Annotated in this window: 22 protein-coding genes; 12 read left to right on the top strand and 10 right to left on the bottom strand. The window is 42.4% G+C overall.

Annotated elements, in window-relative coordinates; genetic code table 11:
- Positions 1-14: 14 nt before the first annotated feature.
- The 4 genes from ACXZ1K_RS10810 to ACXZ1K_RS10795 are packed head-to-tail and all read right to left on the bottom strand — an operon-like array spanning position 15 to position 4,892.
- On the bottom strand, positions 15-1,817 hold the full coding sequence (locus tag ACXZ1K_RS10810; RefSeq protein WP_458969677.1) for a right-handed parallel beta-helix repeat-containing protein: 1,803 nt from the start codon (positions 1,815-1,817) through the stop codon (positions 15-17).
- A complete protein-coding gene (locus tag ACXZ1K_RS10805; RefSeq protein WP_458969676.1) occupies positions 1,801-2,643 on the bottom strand; it encodes a sugar phosphate isomerase/epimerase family protein in 843 nt (280 codons plus the stop codon). The genes ACXZ1K_RS10810 and ACXZ1K_RS10805 overlap by 17 nt, the downstream gene beginning before the upstream one ends.
- A 1-nt stretch (position 2,644) precedes the next feature.
- Positions 2,645-3,535: a phytanoyl-CoA dioxygenase family protein gene (locus tag ACXZ1K_RS10800; protein WP_458969675.1), complete on the bottom strand. Its 891-nt coding sequence runs from the start codon at positions 3,533-3,535 to the stop codon at positions 2,645-2,647.
- Positions 3,536-3,542: 7 nt separating this feature from the next.
- A complete protein-coding gene (locus ACXZ1K_RS10795; protein WP_458969674.1) occupies positions 3,543-4,892 on the bottom strand; it encodes a sugar porter family MFS transporter in 1,350 nt (449 codons plus the stop codon).
- Between the two features lie 134 nt (positions 4,893-5,026).
- On the opposite strand from ACXZ1K_RS10795, the gene ACXZ1K_RS10790 reads away from it, so the two are divergent.
- Positions 5,027-5,911 carry an AraC family transcriptional regulator gene (locus tag ACXZ1K_RS10790; RefSeq protein ID WP_458969673.1) on the top strand — a complete coding sequence of 295 codons (885 nt, stop codon included), beginning with the start codon at positions 5,027-5,029 and terminating at the stop codon, positions 5,909-5,911.
- Positions 5,912-6,092: 181 nt separating this feature from the next.
- Positions 6,093-6,608, top strand: a complete 516-nt coding sequence (locus ACXZ1K_RS10785; protein ID WP_458969672.1) for an Lrp/AsnC family transcriptional regulator — start codon at positions 6,093-6,095, stop codon at positions 6,606-6,608.
- 28 nt (positions 6,609-6,636) lie between these two features.
- Here the strand turns inward: ACXZ1K_RS10785 and ACXZ1K_RS10780 are convergent, their stop codons facing one another.
- Positions 6,637-8,283, bottom strand: coding sequence for an FAD-dependent oxidoreductase (locus ACXZ1K_RS10780; RefSeq protein ID WP_458969671.1), 1,647 nt, complete (start codon positions 8,281-8,283; stop codon positions 6,637-6,639).
- A gap of 62 nt (positions 8,284-8,345) precedes the next feature.
- Between ACXZ1K_RS10780 and ACXZ1K_RS10775 the strand changes: the two genes are divergently transcribed.
- The 3 genes from ACXZ1K_RS10775 (at position 8,346) to ACXZ1K_RS10765 (ending at position 12,366) form a co-directional block, all read left to right on the top strand.
- Positions 8,346-9,629 carry an MFS transporter gene (locus tag ACXZ1K_RS10775; protein ID WP_458969670.1) on the top strand — a complete coding sequence of 428 codons (1,284 nt, stop codon included), beginning with the start codon at positions 8,346-8,348 and terminating at the stop codon, positions 9,627-9,629.
- Between the two features lie 93 nt (positions 9,630-9,722).
- Positions 9,723-10,970, top strand: coding sequence for a carboxypeptidase-like regulatory domain-containing protein (locus tag ACXZ1K_RS10770; protein ID WP_458969669.1), 1,248 nt, complete (start codon positions 9,723-9,725; stop codon positions 10,968-10,970).
- A gap of 85 nt (positions 10,971-11,055) precedes the next feature.
- Positions 11,056-12,366 (top strand): alkaline phosphatase family protein, encoded by a 1,311-nt coding sequence (locus tag ACXZ1K_RS10765; RefSeq protein ID WP_458969668.1) that lies wholly within the window; start codon positions 11,056-11,058, stop codon positions 12,364-12,366.
- Between the two features lie 23 nt (positions 12,367-12,389).
- Here the strand turns inward: ACXZ1K_RS10765 and ACXZ1K_RS10760 are convergent, their stop codons facing one another.
- Positions 12,390-13,331, bottom strand: a complete 942-nt coding sequence (locus ACXZ1K_RS10760; protein WP_458969667.1) for an NADP-dependent oxidoreductase — start codon at positions 13,329-13,331, stop codon at positions 12,390-12,392.
- Between the two features lie 147 nt (positions 13,332-13,478).
- Between ACXZ1K_RS10760 and ACXZ1K_RS10755 the strand changes: the two genes are divergently transcribed.
- The gene (locus ACXZ1K_RS10755; RefSeq protein ID WP_458969666.1) at positions 13,479-13,928 is read left to right on the top strand and encodes a GNAT family N-acetyltransferase; all 450 of its coding nucleotides are present in this window, start codon (positions 13,479-13,481) and stop codon (positions 13,926-13,928) included.
- A gap of 16 nt (positions 13,929-13,944) precedes the next feature.
- Here ACXZ1K_RS10755 and ACXZ1K_RS10750 read toward each other — a convergent pair whose 3' ends face one another.
- Both ACXZ1K_RS10750 and ACXZ1K_RS10745 read right to left on the bottom strand, forming a co-directional pair.
- On the bottom strand, positions 13,945-14,283 hold the full coding sequence (locus ACXZ1K_RS10750; RefSeq protein ID WP_458969665.1) for a DUF1493 family protein: 339 nt from the start codon (positions 14,281-14,283) through the stop codon (positions 13,945-13,947).
- Positions 14,284-14,336: 53 nt separating this feature from the next.
- Entirely contained in the window at positions 14,337-14,720 is a 384-nt protein-coding gene (locus ACXZ1K_RS10745; protein WP_458969664.1) for a DUF7674 family protein, read from the bottom strand.
- Positions 14,721-14,922: 202 nt separating this feature from the next.
- On the opposite strand from ACXZ1K_RS10745, the gene ACXZ1K_RS10740 reads away from it, so the two are divergent.
- The 4 genes from ACXZ1K_RS10740 to ACXZ1K_RS10725 all read left to right on the top strand — a co-directional run bounded on the left by ACXZ1K_RS10740 (position 14,923) and on the right by ACXZ1K_RS10725 (position 17,533).
- Positions 14,923-15,255 (top strand): TfoX/Sxy family protein, encoded by a 333-nt coding sequence (locus tag ACXZ1K_RS10740; RefSeq protein WP_458969663.1) that lies wholly within the window; start codon positions 14,923-14,925, stop codon positions 15,253-15,255.
- Positions 15,256-15,703: 448 nt separating this feature from the next.
- Positions 15,704-16,015: a hypothetical protein gene (locus tag ACXZ1K_RS10735; protein WP_458969662.1), complete on the top strand. Its 312-nt coding sequence runs from the start codon at positions 15,704-15,706 to the stop codon at positions 16,013-16,015.
- 21 nt (positions 16,016-16,036) lie between these two features.
- Positions 16,037-17,113: a spore photoproduct lyase family protein gene (locus tag ACXZ1K_RS10730; RefSeq protein WP_458969661.1), complete on the top strand. Its 1,077-nt coding sequence runs from the start codon at positions 16,037-16,039 to the stop codon at positions 17,111-17,113.
- Positions 17,114-17,176: 63 nt separating this feature from the next.
- Complete coding sequence (locus ACXZ1K_RS10725) at positions 17,177-17,533, top strand: response regulator transcription factor (protein WP_458969660.1); 357 nt, start codon at positions 17,177-17,179, stop codon at positions 17,531-17,533.
- Between the two features lie 29 nt (positions 17,534-17,562).
- On the opposite strand, the gene ACXZ1K_RS10720 is transcribed toward ACXZ1K_RS10725, so the two are convergent.
- A complete protein-coding gene (locus ACXZ1K_RS10720; protein ID WP_458969659.1) occupies positions 17,563-17,949 on the bottom strand; it encodes a response regulator in 387 nt (128 codons plus the stop codon).
- Between the two features lie 199 nt (positions 17,950-18,148).
- The gene (locus ACXZ1K_RS10715) at positions 18,149-19,156 is read right to left on the bottom strand and encodes an SDR family oxidoreductase (RefSeq protein ID WP_458969658.1); all 1,008 of its coding nucleotides are present in this window, start codon (positions 19,154-19,156) and stop codon (positions 18,149-18,151) included.
- A 126-nt stretch (positions 19,157-19,282) separates the two neighbouring features.
- On the opposite strand from ACXZ1K_RS10715, the gene ACXZ1K_RS10710 reads away from it, so the two are divergent.
- Together ACXZ1K_RS10710 and ACXZ1K_RS10705 are read left to right on the top strand one after the other, a co-directional pair.
- Positions 19,283-21,685, top strand: coding sequence for a PAS domain S-box protein (locus tag ACXZ1K_RS10710; protein ID WP_458969657.1), 2,403 nt, complete (start codon positions 19,283-19,285; stop codon positions 21,683-21,685).
- 139 nt (positions 21,686-21,824) lie between these two features.
- Positions 21,825-22,409, top strand: coding sequence for a DUF4142 domain-containing protein (locus tag ACXZ1K_RS10705; protein ID WP_458969656.1), 585 nt, complete (start codon positions 21,825-21,827; stop codon positions 22,407-22,409).
- Positions 22,410-22,430: the final 21 nt, after the last annotated feature.

Genomic DNA, 22,430 nt, shown 5'->3' with positions numbered 1-22,430 from the left:
ATGTAGTATTTATTCTATTTCAATAATGGGATGATCTGTTTTTCTATGGGTATTATCCCATCCGCGAATGGTCCTGGAACAAGTTTTTTTTCCGTCCGTTTCTTACCGAAAAAGTCAGTATTCAGCAACACACCCTTTCCCTTTAATCCGGTAAAACTTTGAACAGGAACAATCGCTTTTCCGAATTGATCAGTATTAATCAACCGTCTTGGCAACTCATTATTTACCGATGATTCGACTTTAACTCGATTCAATAACAAATTACCACTGGCAATCACCGGCATCACCGAATGGTCATAGACAGACAATCCGTAGCTTCTTAAAGAATCCATCTGATCATATGCATGCATTTTAGGCTGAACATATTTCAAAATATCACTTTTCATGAGGAAGACATTATTATAAAATCGATTGTCGCCACCCTTAACGTCCACTAACCCGGCAATCTCTGTGGTATGCGGTTTAAAGTATGGAGTCTTTCGCTCCTGTGGTGCTCTGGTGATTATGCCCGCGAAATAATTGTGTGCGTAAGCACCCCCTTCCGACCAGTCACGAAGCGAAAAATCCGATAGAAAAAGGTTGTTATCTACTAAGTAAGGACCATGGTTTACCTCTGGAAAAAAATCAACATAGTCATTATCGTACATCAGATTTCTGGTTATCCGGGTGCCCTGCGCCATCCAGTCAAGCCAAATTCCAATAAAACTATTGCGTATTCTGTTTCCTGAAATCAGGACGTCTATCGCACCGTGAATTTTTATACCCGCCATTTCAGCGCCAGTAAAATTCCTCCGTGTGTACACATCGTAGATGTTGTTATCTAATATACTGGAATATACAGCCCCTAAGCTTCCACAAATACCTGCAGCACCGCAATTGAAAATAGTATTCCCAGATACCTCATGGCCTCCCACATGGGCTTTGTTCCAATTGCTGCTTAAAATTGCCTTTTCAATTACTTGATTGTAAAGAACAGAGCCATCAATGGACATATTGGCCGACCACGGATTCTGTCCTGAAGCACGATCTTTACCTAAGGTAATACCAACGCATTTACTGTCGGAGACGGTGTTCCCCGAAATCATCCAGCCTTTGCTCCAATTGGTTCCTATTAAGCCAACCTGCTCAGCAGTTGGTGCAGCCCACTGTGTAGCTGCTTGTGACAATTCAAAACCTTTGACGGTAATGTAGTTCACCCCTGTTTTGCTGGGATAAAAACAGCTTTCCCGAACAGTTATCTCTACTATAGCGACATTAGGATCCTTATCACTAAAATCAGCAGTTATCCTGGTACTATCATTTAAAGCGGTTGCAGACCATGTTAAGGATCCACCGTTATTAGATTCCACCAGGACTTTCCCATCTAGGAAAACCTCGCCCGTATGAAGTATTTCAGAAGGAAAAAACCAGTCACCATAAATGGCGACTTTATAAGGATTGTATGCCCCAAAAAAACTATCGGGAATTATTAATTGCCAATTCCCTTTGATGGTCTTTTTCCAGCCTTTCATGATCTCAGACCCCTTAATTTGTACCCTTTCCCCTTTTGCGGCGCTGTAAATGACTCTTTTATCATTTGATGTGCCACCAAATGATGGATCAACCCGCTCGCGATAAATACCTTGGTGCACCCTTACCTCATCACCACCACGGGCTATTTTCGCAGCCATTGAAATGGTACGGAATGGACTTTCGGGTGTCCCCTTACCGTTATCATTACCTGTTACGGCAACATGCAACACCCGCTGCCCAAAGACAGGACTGCATAAAAGCAGCAATAACAGGATGGAATAAATAGGTCTAAGCCGAATATTCATAAGTATCAATTAAGCTAAAGCGTTGTTTAAGCAGCCTCATCATGTATATGTTAATGTCCCATTGATTGGCAATAGGCATACCGTTGTATGGTAGTGACACCATATAAGGAAAAGGTCCAAATTCTGGGGTAACAGTCAATACCCTTCCTTCAGCAGCAAACCTCTCCGCAACCGCATCCCACCAAACCAAGTGAGCCTGAAGCGTATCCTTATACTCGGGCATCCTTGGATCCGGAACCTGCGGCCCTTCTGGATAACCGACACGGGCATGTATGTGTGCAGTTTTTCCAATAGCCAACTGCATGGTATTTTTCTGGTCTTCCAATAACGATTCTGCAACACACACCCAGTGTGAGGCATCAAGCGTAATAGATAAATCAGGTACCATTTCCAAATAGGGGCGGGAAATATGCGCAGCAAACAGCGCTTTGTTGCGGTGGGTTTCATGACAAACTTGCACTCCTGTTCTTTTTGTAAAATCAGAGGCAATACTGAAAAGGGAAAAATTTTCCTGGAATGAAAAAAAATCGCGACCGGTCTGGGAGTCAATTTTTACAGGACAATAATCATTCATCTTGTCAAGCCAGCGGCAAAATTGATCCGTATGCGCGTTAAATTCCGCTTCAGTGGTATCAAAATGTTGGGCAATTATCTTCATGTGGCACTGCTCTGCAGTATTGAACAATTCATCTAATTCCCCTGAATGCATATTTCTGCCAATTGCTACTTCTAGCCCATCATAACCTGCATTAGCCGCCCTGGTCATTAAACTAAGCCAATCATATCCTTCACTTCCCCAACGCGGACAATAAAACTGAATTCCCATTCTATCCTATATCTGTTTTAATTTTTAATATTTCGGGTCTCAAAAAAGGTTGGTTTGCATCTACAATCCCCTTGTAAGCATAGGGATCAACACCTGCAATCATTAAAATATCCCGAAGATCTTCAGTCGCAGCAAGTTTACCATCTTGGTCCCAGGGCAACATCGATTCGGCGCTCATATAATGGTTTACTAATGCTGTTCTAAATTCTGCAGTAGTTTTATTGCGTCTTGAACTGTGCAAAGTATAGCCGTTAAAGAAAACGACTGATCCCTTTTTTACCTCCACAGGAATGATGTCTTCCTCATGATAAGTAGATACGTCTACTGTATCTACATCAGCATATTCACTACTATCACTTAGTACCCGCTTCATCATATATCCTGACTGATTAGATCCTGGAATGATCCACAAGCAGCCATTCTCAGTGGTTGCATCATCGATCGCAATCCACACCCCTGTTAAGGATTTATCCCTGGTTGGAATGTAATATTCATCCTGGTGCCAGCTCTGACCAGCCTTACCTGGGGCCTTTACAAAGAGCATGCTTTGCATGCACTTCAAATTCGGACTTACGATTTTTTTTAAGACATCTACAATCTTGGTATGATATAAATATTCCTTTATAAGTGGCGAAATCTTGTGCGGAAAGTGGATCGCAACATATTTTTCCAGGGCTTCCTGATCAGTGCAATCTTCTCTAATATGCAGCAGGCCATCAATTAAACCCCGTTTACCGCGAAAAATCGCCGCAGTCTCACTTTTCAGTTCTGCTACTTCTTCCAGGTTCAATAAACCATCCGCCACTAGGTAACCATTCTCCTGATAAAACCGAATATTGTCCACGGATAAGTCACCATATATTCTTGAATCCGCTATGTTATTAGTTTTCATATTTAATTTATTTGATCAATAAGGATTCAATTTCTTCGAGAGATTTATTTTTCGTTTCCGGCACTTTCACCCACACATAGGCAAATGCAATTGCGCAAAATCCCGCATAGCTGAACAAGGTCCAGGATGTTCCAAGTGTAGCCGTCATAATTGGAAAGGTGTAAGTCACCAAAAAATCCGCAAGCCATAATGCGAGCGTCGCCGTAGACATTGCCAGACCGCGAATTCTATTGGGAAATATTTCTGATAAATAGACCCAAGTCACTGCTCCAAGTGTACAGCCAAAGGCTGCTACATAAATCATCACAAAAGCCAGTACGAGGTAATTGTCAAAGTAATTAAACTTAAAACAAAGACCAACACCTGCCAGGCATAGGCACATTAATATACTACCAAACAGCAAAAACGCTTTTCTGCCAATTTTATCTACTAAACCAATCGCAATAAAAGTTGCCAGTACGTTCACCACACCAATACCTACAGTTTGCAGTAGAGACGATTGAGAATCAAGGCCAGTCTGTTTAAAAATTACAGGGGCATAATACAGGATCGAATTAATTCCTGTAATCTGCTGAAATACGGCAATCAAAATACCAATCCATAGTATTGGCCGGTATCTTTTGCTAAATAAATCAGCTAAAGAGGCATCAAAAGTACCTCTAAAACTCTCTTCTATAATTTTCAGTTCGGCATCTACTGCATCCCTTCCGTTAATCTTACCCACCACTAAAGCAGCATCGCTTTTCATGCCTCTGCTCATGAACCAGCGTGGAGTTTCCGGAACAAACAAAAGACTGACCCAGAACAGCAGCGCTGGAACAACCTGTGAAGCGAACATCCAACGCCAATTATTTGTGCCAAACCCATCAAAAATATAATTGGAAAAATAGGCCAATAGAATACCTGAAACGATGGCAAGCTGATATAACGAAACCATCTTACCACGAAGAAATGCAGGAACAGTTTCCGCTATATACATTGGAGAAATCATAGCGGCAGCACCCACTCCTAAACCACCTACAATTCTAAAAACTACAAAAAACATAAGACTATCAGTTAGTCCGGCGCCTAAGCCGCTAACCGCAAAAAGTAAAGCACAAACAAGAAGCACATAGCGTCTCCCCCATTTGTCGGCCAGCTTACCTGCAAGTGACGCTCCGGCAGCACATCCGATCAGAATGCAGCTAACCGCCCAGCCTAACAGATATCCATTTAGGTTAAAATAAGTACTGATATAAGGAATTGCGCCAGAAATAATGGCGGTATCAAACCCGAAAAGCAGACCACCCAGGGCTGCTACCCCGCTTAATTTCCATATAAATAGCCGATCATGGCCCAGAGTTCCTTCAGTGTTCATAGAAATGGTTAGTTGTCAGCTAGATGACGGGGGTAAAGATAGAAGAAGGAGAAACAAAAAAATTTGATCCAATTAATTGAAAACTAAACTATCTTAATCGAAAATATACATATATGTATATTTTTGCATAAATTATGATGAAGCCACTAGTTCAAAAACTCCCGCTTAACGATAACCAGTCCTTTGTTGCACGGACATACCGCAGCCCAAATTTTGAGGTTGGATGGCATCAGCACATAGAATTTGAACTGATACTTTTTACAAGCGGCAGCGGACTAAGTTTTGTTGGCAACTACGTTGGCGTTTTTGAGAAAGGTGACATCTTTTTATTAGGCTCTAATCTTCCTCATACGTTTCAAAAACGGGAGATAACTGCTACGGCAAGTGCAGTGGTAGTTCAGTTCTCACCAGATTTTTTAGGAAATACATTTCTTGAACTTCCGGAAGCTCAGGAGATGCAGAATTTGTTGGCCAGCTCACAATCCGGTCTACGGATTTCAGGCGAAAGTTTGAATTTGCTGTCTCCGCTTATCAAACAACTGGAAACAGCTTCAGGAATGACCAGTCTGCTTCTTTTGCTCCAATGCCTAACCATCATCTCACAAAATGGAGAATATACACAGGTATCAACGCGACAGCTCAAAGCACTAAACACCAAAGATGCAGCCAGTATCGATCGTATATTCGAATACACCATCGCCAACTTCCGGGAACCCTTAACACTGGAAACCATTGCCGGCTTAGCATGCATGACAGTTCCTGCTTTCTGCAATTATTTTAAACGCTGCACCAAAAAAACCTATATTGAATTTCTGAATGAAGTCCGCATCGGCTATGCCTGCACACTTCTGCGCAATACCAAAAAACCAGTTTTAGATATTTGTTACGATTGCGGTTACCAAACGATGGCCAACTTTCATAAACAGTTTCAAAAAGCTAAGGGCTTTACGCCCCTTCAATACAGGAAATACGTAAATGCAAAACTACCGCTTCCGCAAAACAACATAGGTATTATTTAGCAACAGCATATATCACAATAGCTATTCATTTTTTAATATAACACCACAAAAACGTAATTTAATTCGGTAAGGCATTAAGATTTGGAGATATGCCACTATTTTATTTTATTTGCAGCGCAGAATATCGCAACCGACTTAACCATTTTCTTATTATCACTTTAACTGATAACAAATAAGTTATATGGAACAAATCGATTTAGACCAGGTTGACCTGGAAATTATGAGAATCTTGCAAAAAGACGCTTGGATCTCCACCAAACAGATTGGCTACATTTTACTTAAGTCAAGTACGACAATACATAATCGCATCAGCAGGCTTAAGCGATTTGGATTTATAACAGGAAGTGTGGCGTTAATAGATCACAATAAATTCGGTGATCTGCTTACGGCTTTCGTAAATTTAACTTTAACAGATCATAGTTCAACTGCATTAAATCAATTCCAGCTGGAGGTTATAAAATTTGAAGAAGTACAGGAATGCTTTCACCTTACCGGCAATGCAGACTTTTTGGTGAAGGTAGCAGTACCAAACATGCGTGATTACAGCAAATTTCTTTCAGAAAAATTAGGGCGTTTACCCCATGTTGGCGCTTTGCAAAGTGGTATGGTTATACAAGAGGTCAAACGCAGCTTAAGCTTTTCTGTAGATAAGCTTAATGAAATTTATGGGTTCAATAAAATAAAGGCAAAATCATAGGATAAGTAATAGTTTATCCGAAACAAACCTAGTTGAGTCTTTGCTTTTGTTTTAAAAGCATTTGCTCCAACTGCGCATATGGTACTTGCTGCACACTTAAATTTCTATCAATTGCTATGGATGCGGCACTGGCGGCAGATTCTCCTAAAATCATAAAAACAGGCTCCATCCTTACAGAACCATAAGCAATGTGCGAGATGGAAAGGCAAACAGGCACCATTAAATTAACACACTCCTTTTCTTTGGGAACGATAGCGCCGTAACCAATACTATAAGGTTTTGGGGCCTTTACGCCAATATCACCTTCATTCTGTACAAATCCTTCGACTGTAACATACCGCTGGGTATTGTGCGAATCCAGGGAATACGAACCCATACCAATAGGTTTAGGGACAGCGCGTTTACCCAATACTTCGTGTTCGGTCATCACATAGTCGCTCACCATCCGCCTGGCTTCACGGATGTACAACTGGTGGGGCCAGTTTCCGTTATCGGTAAACTCATCTTTAGCTAAACCCCAGGTATTTAATTTATCCTGGAAAACCTTTGGTATCCGTTTATCATTGGCCATAAAATACATCAAACCCTTTTGATATTCTTCATGTTCCTTAATGATTTGCTTGCGTTCTTTATAAGATGCTTCAGGATATCTATAATTCATTCCTAAGTAATCTGTACTAAAAGGACCATGATTATTGGTATCTGTCTTACGGTTGGGTATCGGATCATACTTGCTAAACAATTCGTTCCATCCGCTATTAAAAACCCTTACCAGCAATTCGTACCGTTGTGGATTGTAGTTTTCCGGCTTCGGAAAAACGATCCTGTTAGCTGCGTTATTAGACAAACACATCCTAAAACAATAGGCCTGCAATTTGTCATCTCCCTCACCATAGTTACCTGGGGCAGCGCCAGAAATACCATCCAGTAACCCACTGGTCTTATCACCTGGTATTTTGTAAGGATCAATTTTTTTAGAAAAAAAATGGCCGTGCTGAAACACTCCGGTCTGTACACCGTTCCATTGCTCACCATAAACGCTATTCGCTTCCCTACCCACATGGTAGCTCACCTTCGCCGCTGCCATCAAGTCACCCTCGTACGTAGCATCAATAAATACTTTTCCTTTAAAAGTTTCTCCATCTGTAGTTTTTATGGATATAATTCTGCCCTGATTCATCTTTACCCCGGTTTCCCGGTTTAACCAGGCATTGCGGTGTACTATCAGGTGATTTTCTTTTACAAATCCCTCCATCACTTGTTCTGCAACGTGCGGTTCAAAGATCCACATGGTTCGATCCGATCCGTCAATTGCGGGCGTACCCTGACCTTGTTTACCATATTCTGCTTTCCTTTGCCATTTCCAGGCAGAATCGGTATTGTAATGCAGGTAAATCCTGTGGTAAAATTCACGCGCCAGTCCGCCAATAACTTCCTTGTTTCCTGTATCCGTAAAACCTAAACCACCAGACGATAAGCCCCCAAGATGCACATCAGGAGAAACCATAATTACCGTTTTGCCGAGCTTACTGGCCTGCACACATGCCGTAACCGCTGCAGACGTACCACCGTAAACGATGATGTCGGCTTCATAAGTCTTTTTTGTCTTCTGGGCAAAAACAGGAGCAACAAAACAAACAGCCAATAGGGCAATCATAACAGGGCACTTCAACATATCCTTCAAAAGTTTAAAAACCAAGATAGGGATTTCGATCAGGATTTTATATGTTTGAACCTATGAGCCAGCAAACTACCACCACAAATCCAGTACGCCGTATTCTTATGGCCAGCCTCATTGGCACAACTATTGAATTTTTCGACTTTTATATATTCGCCACTGCAGCAGTACTTGTTTTTCCGAAGTTATTTTTTTCAGCAGCTGATCCCAACTCAGCTATCCTGGAATCTTTGGCTACCTTTGCACTTGCCTTTTTTGCAAGGCCTTTAGGCGCAGCATTGTTTGGCCATTTTGGCGACCGCAATGGTCGCAAAGCTACATTAGTCGCTGCACTGATGACCATGGGGCCAGCCACTGTAGCTATAGGATTATTGCCGGGTTATGCCACTATCGGCATTGCCGCTCCAATCTTATTGGCCATATTTCGCTTTTGTCAGGGTTTAGGATTGGGTGGAGAATGGGGAGGCGCTGTATTATTAGCAACAGAAAATGCGCCAGCCAATAAAAAAGCCTGGTACGGCATGTTTCCGCAATTAGGCGCACCTATCGGTTTTTTGCTATCCAGCGGCTCATTCTTTATACTGAGTAAAACAATGAACGACAGCAATTTCATAAACTATGGCTGGCGGATACCATTTATCGCCAGTGCGCTGCTGGTATGGTTGGGTTTATATGTACGTCTAAAAATATCTGAAACGCCCGACTTCCTCAAAATCATAAACAATAATGAGCGATCCGCAATTCCGGTAGCAGATGTTTTCCTAAAACATACCAAAGCCATTACATTAGGTACGCTGGCCACCATTACTACCTTTCTGCTGTTTTATTTGATGACGGTATTTACCCTGAGCTGGGGCACTACCGTTTTGCATTATCCTAAAAGTCAATTCCTTATTATACAAATGATCTCTATGCTATTTTTTGGTTTAGGGATTCCTTTATCAGCCAAGTTGGCAGACCGATACGGGCGCAATCAGATGTTAATTGCCGCTACCATTTGTATCATGGCATTTGGACTAGTCTTCGCGCCATTATTTAGTACCGGAAATTCCATAATCACCGCAGTAGTTTTATCCCTCGGAATGTTTTTCATGGGCCTTACTTATGGCCCAATAGGCACTGCATTGGCGGGAATATTTCCGGCATCAGTACGTTATACCGGTGCATCTTTGGCTTTCACCATTGCCGGCATCCTGGGCGCCTCCCTCACACCCTACCTCGCTACTACTTTAGCACACAATTTTGGATTGGAATATGTAGGTTACTATTTGACATTTGCAGCCGGAGTCACCCTAACTGCATTACTGGCAGCAAAGAAAATAATGAAGCAACAGGCTGAATAAAATCACAGGAATCCAAATAGAGCTTTAACAGTTTCTCACTGAATACAATTCTTACTAGAAAAAATAAATAAGTTAATTTGTACATTCGCCTCGATGGCAAAACCCCTGCTCACCTTTTTTTTGATCCTATTTGCAGGGCTTCATCTCAGTGCCCAAAATACCTTTTCCATAAGCGGAACAGTACGCGATAATAAGGAAACACTTCCGGGTGCAGGTGTCTATATCAGCGGTTTCAAAATTGCTACTCAGGCAGATAATAATGGAAATTTCAAAATCTCTAACCTAGCTCCAGGAAACTACGATATTTTGGTACAAATGCTGGGCTACCTGCCCTACTCAAAGAGCATCATTATAGCTGATAAATCGGTAACTGTAGATCTGGTTTTAAAAGAAAACACTGTAAGTCTCAACGAGGTAGTGATCCGGGCAGATCCAAACAGGGCCAAATACATCCAGCAATTTAAAGAGTTCTTCATTGGCACAAGCCCTAATGCAGCACAGTGCAAAATGTTGAATCCGCAGGTATTAAACATCGATTACGACGTCACAAAAAGCCTTTTAACCGTAAAAACCAATGAGTTCTTAATTGTTGAAAACAAAGCATTGGGCTACCGACTAAAGTACATGCTGGATTATTTTGAATACAACTCCAGAACCCATATCATTTACTTTTCTGGCCATCCCTTTTTTGAAGAGCTCAAGGCATCAGCCAGTCGGAAAAAAAAGTATGTTCAACTGAGGGAAATTGCTTATTACGGATCCACACAGCATTTCTTTAAGTCACTTTACAATGGCAGCAGTCAGCAGGAAGGTTTTGTGATCAATAAAATGATCAAAATCCCTAACCCCAACAGGTATCCCGATAGCGTTATCAATAAAACTTTGGTAAAGCTTCGTACCTTACCTAAGCAAAATCCACTTTTTAAAACACAACCACGTTTAGATACGGCGATGATATCCTTTTGGCGCAAGCAACAGGAGATGCCTAAATATATTGATCATTTAGATCAGAAGGAAGTCCTGCCAGACACCCTGGTACATTTCTACGATCGGAACTTAAAATACATGGTGCCCGGTGATAACCTTGCGGTAATTTATACAAAAGAACGGGAATCGCTGCTGTATTCCAATACAGGATTTTGGATATTTAGGCCGCTAAACGTACCAGACTACGAGATCTCAGTAGTCAACATGACACAACCATTTGTACGCTTCTATGAAAATGGTGGAGTTCATGATGCCAGGTCTTTACTTTACAGTGGTTTCTGGGCCTATGAAAAGGTAGCGGATATGGTACCTATGGATTACGTTCCGTTAGCAAAGCGTGCATTTGCCAATTGAGCTTACGCAAGCAACCTACTCTGCAAGCTATATTAATCGTAACTTCATAAGGACTTAACAAAATAACAAACACCTTTGTCCTGTTATGATGAAAAAACTAGTATCAATCACCATCATTGCTTTATTGATGGTAACAGGGCAAGTTATGGCACAAACTGCCAAACATGTTATCTTCTTGACAATTGATGGATTCCGCCCTGATTTTTATTTGGATAGCGAATGGCGAACGCCTAACCTGCGGATGCTGATGAAAGATGGAGCGTACGCGAAAGGCGTAAACAGCGTGTTTCCTTCAGTAACCTACCCTTCTCATACTACGATTATTACAGGCGTACAACCGGCCAAACATGGCATATTTTATAATAACATATTTACTTCTGATGGTGCGCCACAAAAACCTTACTGGCAGGATAGTTCTATTCATGTGCAGACCATCTGGAAAGCCGCAAAAGAAAAAGGGATGACTGTAGCTTCGCTTTATTGGCCAGTTTCTGCAAATGCACCGGTAGACTATAACATTCCAGACATCGGCAATCTTGGCGATGGCGTACGCGAAGAATATTCTTTACCAAAAGGCTTTTATGCCGAAGTGAAAAAAGAAATCTTTGGAGGTGCGGAAAAGATAGAACATGGCAAAAACCAGAACATCGGTAAGATTGCAGCCTATGTGATCAAGAAAAGCCAGCCTCAATTAATGACCATCCACTTATTTTCTGCAGATGGTGCACAGCATAACGTCGGTCGCACAGGACCAGAGGTACAGCAAGCAGTCGCCGATGCAGACGAAGCCGTAGGCATTATTGTAAATGCTTTAAAAGCAGCAGGAATATGGGAAAGTACAGTATTCCTTATTGGTGGTGATCACGGATTCTATGATGTGAGAAAGACCATTTTCCCTAACGTGTGGTTGAAAGAGGCCGGTTTAATTACCGATCTTAAAACTGGCGATTGGAAAGCCCAATTCAATTCGGGCGGTGGCTCCGCTTTCTTATACCTAAAAGACCCAGCAGACAAAGCAACGCTAGCAAAAGTAAAAACAATATTGGATGCTCAGCCCGATAGTGTAAAGCAATATTACCGCATCATTAGCAAAGAACAATTGGACAAAGGCGGTTACAACCCCAATGTTGCATTAGCGCTTACCGGAGAACATGACGCTGCATTTGGTGGATCAACCACGGGCGATGCTTTAAAAAGCGGTAAAGGCGGTACACATGGGCATTTTCCTGATACCAAAAACATCCGTACCGGCTTAGTAGCTCATGGAGCTGGTATTAAAAAAGGTGCTGTCATTGAAATGATGAACGTGAGCGACATGACTCCGATTATTGTAAAGCTATTAGGCTTACCTTTTCCTAAGATTGATGGCAAGATACCAGCGGGGTTATTGAAGTAAAATTATGGAAATAGCTGGTGTTATCATATGGATAACACCAATTTACCAACAGTTCTACCGGTCTCTTGCTGTAAATGGGCCTGCTTCATTTCTTCAAACCGAAATGTTTGCTCAATAAATGCTTTAATATGACCTTGTTCCGATAAGGAGGCAATTTGTTTCATGTCCTCACCATCAGATTTAACAAGAATAAAGTAGCCATTTATCCCCTTTTCCTTCGTTTTTTCAGTAACTGCCTCGTTTAAACCCGTTGGAATGCTAATGATACTTCCTCCCCTTTTAGTCACCAGGATGGAATGATCGATGTTATCACCGCCAATTGTATCCAGCACAAAATCAAATTCTTCTGCATGGTTTGCCCAATCATAATTGTGGTAATCTATATGTGCGTCTGCGCCTAATCCCAAAACGAAATCTTTGTTTTTTGCAGACGAAGTTCCGGTTACTATAGCACCCAAATATTTTGCAATTTGAACAGCGAAATGCCCAACACCACCTGCGGCCGCATGAATAAGTACATGCTGCCCTGCCTGCACATTGGCGTTTTTAACAAGTGCCTGCCAAGCCGTTAAAGCGACCAGCGTACTCGCAGCGGCTTCTTCGAATGAAATATTTTCTGGCTTGACGGCGATTTGGTTTACTGGTGCCACAACATATTCAGCGTATGCTTTACCATGACCTGGGAAGTTGACCATACCGAATACTTCATCACCTGGTTTAAACTCGGTTACTCCAGCACCTACGTTTTCTACCACACCGGCAATGTCCCAGCCAATAATCAATGGATTTTCTGTTTTGATCCGTCCGTAAACTCCCTTTCCAGCGCGTGTTTTAACGTCAACAGGATTGATACTGATTGCTTTCACTTTAATTAAGACTTCTCCCTCAGCAGCTACAGGCTTATCGATTTCGGTGTAGATCAGTTCGTCTACATCCCCTGGTTTCTCTATAATAATTGCTTTCATCTTGGTAAGTTAAGATTAAATATCTTGCCAACCATGCGCCTGATCTGCCAGTAAAGTTGGCATTAAAATACTAGCGTGGTTGTTAAAATACGGCCCAATTTAACTAGCTTTTTCTAAATTTGGCAGCTATTATCATACTTTATCAACATGACTATTAAAAGAATATTTAGAGAAGACGCAGAATTGGTGATCGACCTGTTTAATCAGTACCGCATGTTCTATAAAAAAGAAAGTGATTTAGCCCTGGCAAGAAGCTTTATCAATGAACGTTTGGACCACAACGAGTCGGTGATTTTTGTCGTTATGGAAGGTGAATCTCCGATTGGTTTCACACAATTGTACCCAAAATATTCTTCGGGGCAGGCCCAAAAAAACTGGATTCTCAACGATCTTTTCGTAACACCGCTATACCGAAGTGAAGGTGCAGGCAGCATGCTTATTGAAGCGGCTTTGGAATTCGCAAAGGAAACGGGCGCAAAATTCGTTCAACTGGAAACGGCAGTTGATAACCTGAAAGCGCAATCTTTGTATGAATATATCGGATTTGCTAAACAACTACCTGATGAGGATTTTCTTGTTTACCGCAAGCAAATTTGATAAACTATCGTTCCACTTAATGCGCCATATTAATTATCTCTTCATCTAATCTTCCCTCAATAATTGCAGTCTCCAAGTATTTAATAGTAAACGGCTTAACTATCCTGTTAGGTAAATCAATAAAGCTAGGCTCATCATAAAAGTAAGAAGCAAACTCAAAGCAGTCAATATTGACATTGAATTTTTTTGCGAAGCTCTTTATCAACTCTTCAGCTTCATCTCCAGTTACTCCCAAATCGTTCTCGATCAATGTTTCTCGGGTAATTGGCATAACGTCTTCTCGTATCTGAGTACGTATAAAGGCAATCAACTCGCCAAATTGAATTTCATTTAAAGATGCTATATTGCTTTTCATAGCCGTGAATACATATTAAACAAATAAACCGAGCAGTTGAATAGGATTTTGAACTAATCTAACCCAGTTAAAAATTCATTCACTTTCTTATTAGTTTGTCCAGAAAGTTCATAGGCGGCAAGTTCAGACTTTGCTAACACTAATTTTTCTGACAGAAAGCTCATCGCGCGATGATTTTGTTTAAAATCAAGCTTATTTAAAACTGATAAATATAATGCATTTTCAACCTTAAACTCAACATGCCCAGCACATTCTTCTACAAAATCAAAACACTTCTTTATGATCTTCTCATCGTTTTTATCTAATGCATTCTGAACGTACCTCATAAAATAGCCTAATTGCAAAGTTATTAGGCCGTCATTGTCCTCATCTAGAACATCATCTTCGATTTCTGGGAAAGTCGAAACCATATAATTTATGAACTCCTTATTATTCATTTGTTGACCCACCTAGAATGTGTACCACTAACATAATCATTTCGAAATTACAAAAGGCCGCTTAATAACCTCTTTAAGTTTAGATTTCAAAATTGTTAAATAAATTTATATTTACTACACACCTCCAAGAAGGCCCTTTTACTATTAGCTTAGATGAATAGAATAATGTTATAATTTTTTGATAATTTATATATTTACCTCAATGGCAACCGATCAAAAATATATTGATTTCATCATCGACCAGATACACCACCCGGCTGGAATTACCTATAAGAAAATGTTTGGAGAATATGGGCTGTATGCTGGCGCCAGAATTTTTGCATTAGTGTGCGACAACCGATTACTGATTAAACCTACAGAAGCGGGCAAATTATTTATTGGAGAGCCAACTTTGGCTTCACCATTTCCCGGAGCGAAGTCTTATTTTTTAATTCAAGACGAATTGGAAGACCATGAATGGCTTTCCAATCTGGTTAGAGTCACAGTTAATGAGCTGCCGGATCCAAAACCAAAGAAGCCTAAGAAAGAAAAATAGCTCGGTTCCAATAAATGAGCTGAGGTGATCGTGCTAGTATCTTATACTTGCTATAATCTTTATAATCAAATATTTATCCTTTGGCTGTATCGCTCAACAAATAGGAACTACTTCATGGTAAAAGTCCAAGTCTTCAAAAAATAAATTTCCAGTAATTGAAAAAGGCAAGTCGTTGACTTGCCTAAATCATAATTAAACTTAAATTCTCTCTGAATGCGCCGTAGTGCTTTCGATGCTAAAGTTGAAAATTACTTACACGTCTTTCAAGATAAAATCAATGTTTTGGATATTTTTCAGAAATCATTGAATTTTTCAGAATAATATTCTGAAAGTTGAAAACATTGAAGTAAAATTCCAATATTTCTCTGGTCAACCCCAACCTATCCAATTTCATATTACCAAAACCAGCAATGCTGCATTTTGTTGTAACACTTAAAGTCATAAAACTATGGAAAATTATACAGTTAGCATTACACCAGAACACCAGCACCATTTTCAGGTTATCCAATACCCCCATCATGCCAGTGGTGGTTGCCAATACAAGATTTATCAGAACGGTGATTTCGTGGCCAGCCTGGAACCGGATGCTCAGGACTTCCTGCATGTATGCAAAAATCCGGCAGCTATCGATTTAGAAGTGCTACACCTACTGGCCGAACAGATTCAGGCGCATCATCCCCATAAAATACATTTTAATAAGCTGGAAAACATCGAATTTGATACCGATGATGAAATGGAAGCGCCTCCTCAAAAAAGTTAAGTATCAGAACCAATTGAATCTATGCTGTACGAGAAAAAAATAGCAGAGCTGCTGAGTATCCACCAAATCTATCATGAGCCGGACATCTGGCAATACGCACGTGCAGGAGAGATCAGAGAGCAATACCCCAATGCGGAACTCATTGAGGTGGCTGCCCATAACCAGATTCCGGAACTTTTCGGCTTTGAAGGCTCGGTTGAGGACTGGCTCTGGAACAAGAAAAATGTCCTGATTCTGGGCGTAAAAAAAGCGCTGAGCGCGCGGCCAAATGAGCGCAGCTCGCACTGGGTAGCGCCATCCCATTCCAACGGCTGCACGATGTCCTGCTCCTATTGTTATGTTCCCAGGCGTAAGGGTTACGCCAATCCCATCACTACCTTCGTCAACATCGAAAAAATCATGGGCTACCTCAGCAGGCATGCGGCAAGGCAAGGGCCCAAATTAACGGAAGACCTGATTGATGCGAGCCACTGGGTTTATGAGATCGGAGAAAATGGCGACTGCAGTGTAGACGCCGCCATATGCAATAACGTCAAAGACCTAATCAACCTCTATGCGGGGTTACCCAATGCCAAACTCAGCTTTGCTACCAAATTCATTAACAGGGAAATGCTCGAATATCAACCGAAAGGCAAAACCAGGATCAGGTTCAGCCTGATGCCACACGGGATTTCCAAATTGGTCGACGTAAGGACTACCCCTATCTCCGACCGTATCGCCGCCATGAATGATTTTCGCAGGGCAGGCTACGAAGTCAATGTTAGCTTTGCCCCGGTAATTTACTATTCGGGATGGCTTGATGACTGGCGTAAATTGTTTGATGAAATGAACCAGATATTGGATGAGCAAACCAAGGCAGGGCTTTGGACCGAAATCATTTTTTTAACCCACAATCAACTACTGCACGAAGTCAACCTGCTCTGGCACCCTAAAGCCGAAGAAGTACTCTGGACACCGGAGTTACAACAAGTTAAATACAGCCAAACCGGACAAAGAAACGTCCGATATAAAAACAACCTGAAACGAGAAATCGTCAACGAACTTGTCGCCCTATGCCATGAAATGATCCCCTACTGTAAAATTCGCTACGCATTTTAAAAATAATTGATTATCAACAAACTAAGGAGCGCTTTACTTCGTTCATTAAGACGTGGAGGGAGTATGGGGAAAGAAATATTCATCCTTGAGGATGACAGGGACATTGGATTTATTTTAACAGAAGTTTTATTGGAAGAAGGATACCGGGTGCGTTTGTTTGAAACGCTTGCCAGTATTAGGCTTGCCTTGGTTTCAGGGATGCCTGATTTGCTGCTCATGGACGTGCGACTGCCAGATGGAAGTGGTATGGACTTGTGTCGCGAACTTAAGGACGGGCAAACTTTTAAATCGCCTATCTTAATGATGTCTGCAGACTGGCATGTCCGTAATCATGACTGTCCGGCAGAAGGATATATAGCAAAACCTTTCAACCTGGATGTTTTGATCCAAAAGATCGGCAGTACTTTAGGGAATGCCTAGGGCACTTAATTTATCATTTGCATCGGTTTTTACAATTGGGTTTGAAAACCTTGTTGCTTTCGAGCAACACAGCGTTGTACAAGACCTGTCATTTGGCTAATATCAAATGGTTTTTTAAGATAAGCATCAAAGCCCATGGAACGGTAGGTCTGATCAATATCATTATTACAGCTGAACGCGACAATACAAATTCCGGCAACTACCGACCTAACGGATTTACACCAGGCAATACTGGCATTTAAGTCACGATAAAAATCCATAATGACCAGCTCGGGGCAAAATTTGTTGAGCTCAAAAATAAATTTGGGATGGTCAGGTTGTAATAAGGGCCTGATCTGGTACCCCTCCTCTTGCATAGTCAGGGTTACAATTTCGAATATCGCGGCGTCAGGCTCATGTAGGCATATCCTTTTCATGGCAAGGCTCCGAAAAAGGTACATCCACCTACCTGGTGAAAATTTTAGGGATACTTAAATCTAAAGAATTTTCTTTTACCAAACAACACCATATCATCAATGACTATTTTTCAGGTATCCCTCAAAGCGGCACTTAAAAATTTTGCTCCCTTTCGGGGCGCAAAATTTGAGTTGATTATTTTTATGCCATTTAGGTAACTTACGGTTGACCACCACCACCCATGGCGCCATAAACCTGGCCAGTGGCATAACTCGCATCGCTGGCAGCCAGCTGCACATAAATGGAAGCCAATTCTACAGGTTGCCCAGGTCTGCCCAATGGTGTGGCCCCGCCAAATTGTTTCAACTTTTCCATGGTGGCGCCACCGCTTACCTGCAAAGGCGTCCAAATCGGCCCGGGTGCTACACCATTAACGCGTATGCCTTTCGGCCCCAATTGTTTCGCCAGTGAACGCACAAAACTAGTATTGGCTGCTTTGGTCTGCGCATAATCAAACAGTTCTGCTGATGGATCATTTGCCTGTTCTGATGTCGTAGAAATAATAGCTGATCCGGGTTTCAAATGTGGTAACGCAGCCTTGGTCAGCCAAAAAGGCGCGTAAATATTCGTTTTCATGGTCCAGTCGAACTGTTCGCTGCTGATGTCAAGAATCGACTCATGTGTTTGCTGTCTGGCTGCATTGTTAACTAGGATGTCCAAACCGCCCAAGGCCTTAACGGCATCCTCGACCAGCTTTTTGCAAAATGCCTCATCACGTAAATCTCCTGGAATGGCGACTGCTTTTCTTCCTGCTTTTTTGATCAGCGCAACCACTTCCTGTGCATCCGGTTCTTCATCCGGCAAGTAGTTGATGGCCACATCCGCACCTTCCCTTGCATAAGCAATAGCGGCCGCTCTACCCATTCCTGAATCGCCGCCAGTGATGAGCGCTTTACGTCCCTGCAATCTGCCCGAACCCTTATAGCTGCTTTCCCCGTGGTCTGGTTTTGGTTCCATTTTACTTGCCAGCCCTGGCCAGGGCTGCGACTGTTCCTTAAAAGGTGGCTTTGGGTATTTAGTGGTGGGATCGTCCAGTCCTTGTGGTAATCCTGATCCTCCTGCCGTGGCTCCGGATGCACTAAATACCGGTGCGGCAGCTAGCGCGGCTATGCCTACACCGAGTCCGCCTAATGCTTTGCGGCGGCTCATTTTGTCTTCTGTATTCATAAAATAATTTCAATAGGTATACTAGTTTAACCGTTCTTGAGGGCAATGGTTTTTAATTTTTATTCAAAATCTCATCTACTATGCGAAAGTATTTTAGCTTGTATAGGCAATTGTTATCTTTGAAGAATGCTGACTCTATACGCACAACAAACCATGGTAGATACCCTGCCGATCGCAGCATGTGTATTTACCGGACCGGAACATATTATTACCGCTGCAAACCGGCAAATGCTTAGGATTATCAATAGGGATCAGACCGTTATTGGACAGCAACTGCTCACCGGAATGCCGGAATTGAGTGCACATCATTTTCATGAATTACTAACGCGTGTGTACGAGAGTGGAGAAGAGTATCGCGACCCGGACGCAGTCGTGAGCATATTGAACAATGGACAACTCCAGCCCGTATACCTTGACTTTTCTTTTGCGCCGCTGCGCGATAAGGACGGCACCATTTATGGTGTAGTAACCACTGCCGTAGACATTTCTGAACGCATCGCGGCACTAGAAGAACTCAAACAAACTGTTGAAGAACTGGCCGCTACGAACGAAGAGTTAACCGCACTCAACGAAGAATACCAGACTTTGAACGAAGAGATGTATGCTGCCAATGAAGAACTCGCTGCGCTCAATGAAGAATACCTTTCCCTGAATGAGGAACTCGAATCGGGTAGCGAAGAACTGCGTGCCTTGAACGAGGAGCTCTTCGACACAAAGGTACAGCTGGAAAAATCAGTTGCCGAACTGGCCGATTCCGAGGAACGCCTCTTGCTGGCAGCAGAAGCAGTCAACCTGGGTATGTATGATCAGGACCTGATCACTCAAAAAGTCGTCACTTCCAGGAAACTCGACAGCATTTTTGGCGTAGAAAGTGGTGATCATCCAACGGCTTATACGCACGCCATCCATCCCGATGATATCGAAATTCGCGAACGGGCAATGGCCAGGTCATTGGAAACCGGGCGTCTGTTCTATGAGGTACGGCTGATTAAGGCGGGCCAGCGCATCAGCTGGATCCGCGCAGAAGGTAAAGTGCTGTACGACAAAGAAAACAAACCCCTACGGCTGCTCGGTACGGTACTGGATTTTACCGAAGAAAGAGAAAATAAAGAAATACTACGCAAGCTGAAAGCGCTGTCGGACAATAGCGGCGACTTGATGTCGCTGCTGGATCTGGACGGAAAGAATAGCTACATTAACAAGGCTGGAAAGAAATTGATTGGATTTGAAAGCGATGAAGAGGTGACCAGTACCCCTATCTCAGAACTGCATACCCCGGAAGATTTTGAAATGGTCCAGCGGGAAGTGTTACCTGCTGTGATGAGCGAAGGAATGTGGATTGGGAACATGCACGTGAGACACCTTAAGACTGGTGAAATTTTCCCTGTGCTCAACTATACGGTAAGGATTGATGACCCACTGAGTGGTAAAACAATCGGGATCGGGGCCATCATGCGCGACCTCAGGCCCGAACTAATGGCCAAGAAAGCACTGGCAGACAGCGAGCAAAAGCTGCAAAACGTGACCTCGGCCGCGCCGACTGCCTTGTGGATGACAGATAAAAAAGGAAACATTACCTACGTCAACCAAACCTGGATCGACTGGACGGGTATCAGTTATGAGGAAAATATGGGTAAGGGCTGGATCAACGCAATCGTTGCAGAAGACCAGCAAAGGGTGATGGCTACTTACTTAGAAGCGATTTCACAAAAGCAGCCTTTTGAGGCAGAGTTTCGAATAGAAGGCAATCCGGGAAAAAACCGCTGGTACTGCGCGAGCGGTAAGCCGCAGCTGGATAGTGAGCACCATTTCAATGGGTTTGTTGGGTCATGTACCGATATTACTAGTCAAAAAGACCTTCAGCAGCAAAAAGATGATTTTATTGGCATTGCCAGTCACGAGCTTAAAACCCCGATCACAAGCCTGAAAGCATCAGTACAGTTACTTAACAGGTTGGGCATACAGCCAAATAATCCTGTAGTCCCCAAATTAATGGAACAAGCAGTGAGGAGTGTTGACCGTGTAAGTACATTAATTGAAGACTTGCTGAATGTAACCAAGTTACAGCACAAGGAACTTGCACTTAAGAAGACCACTTTCCGGATAGCGGAACTATTAGCAACTATAGCCAGTCCGATTGCCTTGAGCAGCGGTCAGCACATCGAAATCACCGGGGATGTGCTTGCAGAGGTTCATGCCGATGAACAGCGAATAGACCAAGTGGTGACCAATCTGCTCAGCAATTCCATCAAGTACGCTCCTGATTCTACGCTGATCACAGTCGAGGTCAGCAAAGGAGAAAACCAGGTAAAGGTGTCCGTTATCGATCAAGGACCCGGAATTCCAGATGACCAAATAAAAAACCTTTTTGAGCGTTTCTATCGGGTTGACCACATGTCCCAGCAGGTATCAGGCCTTGGACTGGGATTGTACATCAGCGCAGAAATCATACAGCGCCATAACGGGGAGATTGGTGTGGACAGTGAATTGGGAAAAGGAAGTACCTTTTGGTTTACCCTGCCGAGTTAAGCATACAGGAATGTAAATTTCATCATTTTTGATATCGCTAGTACGTCCTGAGCGTTAAAGTATTGGAAAGGCAATCAACTGTAAATTTTTAAAACATTGTAACTGTCAGGTGGTTAAGTAGGTAACAAAACTTAACCTTATGAAAAAAATATTTTACGTACTAGCCTTCTCTGCGGCCGGATTCGTGTTCCAGGGATGCGGGAGTGGCTCAGGAAGTTCGACCGACACTTCAGACACTTCAAAAATGGCGGCCGACTCTATGGCATCAATGGATACCACGGCAATGGCGGTAGATCAAATGGACATAGACTTTGCTAAAAAAGCAGCCGTAGGCGGAATGGCCGAAGTTGAATTTGGTAAACTTGCCCAGGAAAAATCAACCAACGCGAAAGTCAAAGAATTTGCCACAATGATGGTGAATGACCATGGCAAAGCAAACGGCGAACTGATGGCCATCGCGACCAGCAAAAGCATCGCTTTACCAACATCACTTGATGATGAGCACATGAAAAAGAAAGAAGAGTTGCAATCCAAATCAGGAATGGATTTTGACAAAGCTTATGTAGCTGCTATGGTTGAAGGCCATAACAAAACATTAGCCTTAATGCAGGATGCTGCCCAAAACTGTAAAGATTCAGAATTGAAAGCTTTTGCAGCAAAAACTGCTCCGGTAGTGAAAGCCCATTTGGATATGATTACTTCGATCCAGGCCGGAATGAAATAAGGATTCATTAATGCAGAAAAG

The organism is Pedobacter jaeyakensis (assembly GCF_054461315.1).
This window is presented reverse-complemented; position numbering and strand designations above follow the sequence as displayed.

What these genes read in the sequence shown, in the direction of transcription:
- ACXZ1K_RS10775 (WP_458969670.1), top strand. Translation starts at nt 8,346, where the DNA reads ATGAGCCAGCAAACTACCACCACAAATCCAGTACGCCGTATTCTTATG.
- ACXZ1K_RS10710 (WP_458969657.1), top strand. Translation starts at nt 19,283, where the DNA reads ATGCTGACTCTATACGCACAACAAACCATGGTAGATACCCTGCCGATC.
- ACXZ1K_RS10795 (WP_458969674.1), bottom strand. Translation starts at nt 4,892, where the DNA reads ATGAACACTGAAGGAACTCTGGGCCATGATCGGCTATTTATATGGAAA.
- ACXZ1K_RS10805 (WP_458969676.1), bottom strand. Translation starts at nt 2,643, where the DNA reads ATGGGAATTCAGTTTTATTGTCCGCGTTGGGGAAGTGAAGGATATGAT.
- ACXZ1K_RS10780 (WP_458969671.1), bottom strand. Translation starts at nt 8,283, where the DNA reads ATGTTGAAGTGCCCTGTTATGATTGCCCTATTGGCTGTTTGTTTTGTT.
- ACXZ1K_RS10705 (WP_458969656.1), top strand. Translation starts at nt 21,825, where the DNA reads ATGAAAAAAATATTTTACGTACTAGCCTTCTCTGCGGCCGGATTCGTG.
- ACXZ1K_RS10730 (WP_458969661.1), top strand. Translation starts at nt 16,037, where the DNA reads ATGCTGTACGAGAAAAAAATAGCAGAGCTGCTGAGTATCCACCAAATC.
- ACXZ1K_RS10720 (WP_458969659.1), bottom strand. Translation starts at nt 17,949, where the DNA reads ATGAAAAGGATATGCCTACATGAGCCTGACGCCGCGATATTCGAAATT.
- ACXZ1K_RS10745 (WP_458969664.1), bottom strand. Translation starts at nt 14,720, where the DNA reads ATGAATAATAAGGAGTTCATAAATTATATGGTTTCGACTTTCCCAGAA.
- ACXZ1K_RS10725 (WP_458969660.1), top strand. Translation starts at nt 17,177, where the DNA reads ATGGGGAAAGAAATATTCATCCTTGAGGATGACAGGGACATTGGATTT.
- ACXZ1K_RS10785 (WP_458969672.1), top strand. Translation starts at nt 6,093, where the DNA reads ATGGAACAAATCGATTTAGACCAGGTTGACCTGGAAATTATGAGAATC.
- ACXZ1K_RS10740 (WP_458969663.1), top strand. Translation starts at nt 14,923, where the DNA reads ATGGCAACCGATCAAAAATATATTGATTTCATCATCGACCAGATACAC.
- ACXZ1K_RS10770 (WP_458969669.1), top strand. Translation starts at nt 9,723, where the DNA reads ATGGCAAAACCCCTGCTCACCTTTTTTTTGATCCTATTTGCAGGGCTT.
- ACXZ1K_RS10735 (WP_458969662.1), top strand. Translation starts at nt 15,704, where the DNA reads ATGGAAAATTATACAGTTAGCATTACACCAGAACACCAGCACCATTTT.
- ACXZ1K_RS10765 (WP_458969668.1), top strand. Translation starts at nt 11,056, where the DNA reads ATGATGAAAAAACTAGTATCAATCACCATCATTGCTTTATTGATGGTA.
- ACXZ1K_RS10800 (WP_458969675.1), bottom strand. Translation starts at nt 3,535, where the DNA reads ATGAAAACTAATAACATAGCGGATTCAAGAATATATGGTGACTTATCC.
- ACXZ1K_RS10760 (WP_458969667.1), bottom strand. Translation starts at nt 13,331, where the DNA reads ATGAAAGCAATTATTATAGAGAAACCAGGGGATGTAGACGAACTGATC.
- ACXZ1K_RS10790 (WP_458969673.1), top strand. Translation starts at nt 5,027, where the DNA reads ATGATGAAGCCACTAGTTCAAAAACTCCCGCTTAACGATAACCAGTCC.
- ACXZ1K_RS10750 (WP_458969665.1), bottom strand. Translation starts at nt 14,283, where the DNA reads ATGAAAAGCAATATAGCATCTTTAAATGAAATTCAATTTGGCGAGTTG.
- ACXZ1K_RS10715 (WP_458969658.1), bottom strand. Translation starts at nt 19,156, where the DNA reads ATGAATACAGAAGACAAAATGAGCCGCCGCAAAGCATTAGGCGGACTC.
- ACXZ1K_RS10810 (WP_458969677.1), bottom strand. Translation starts at nt 1,817, where the DNA reads ATGAATATTCGGCTTAGACCTATTTATTCCATCCTGTTATTGCTGCTT.
- ACXZ1K_RS10755 (WP_458969666.1), top strand. Translation starts at nt 13,479, where the DNA reads ATGACTATTAAAAGAATATTTAGAGAAGACGCAGAATTGGTGATCGAC.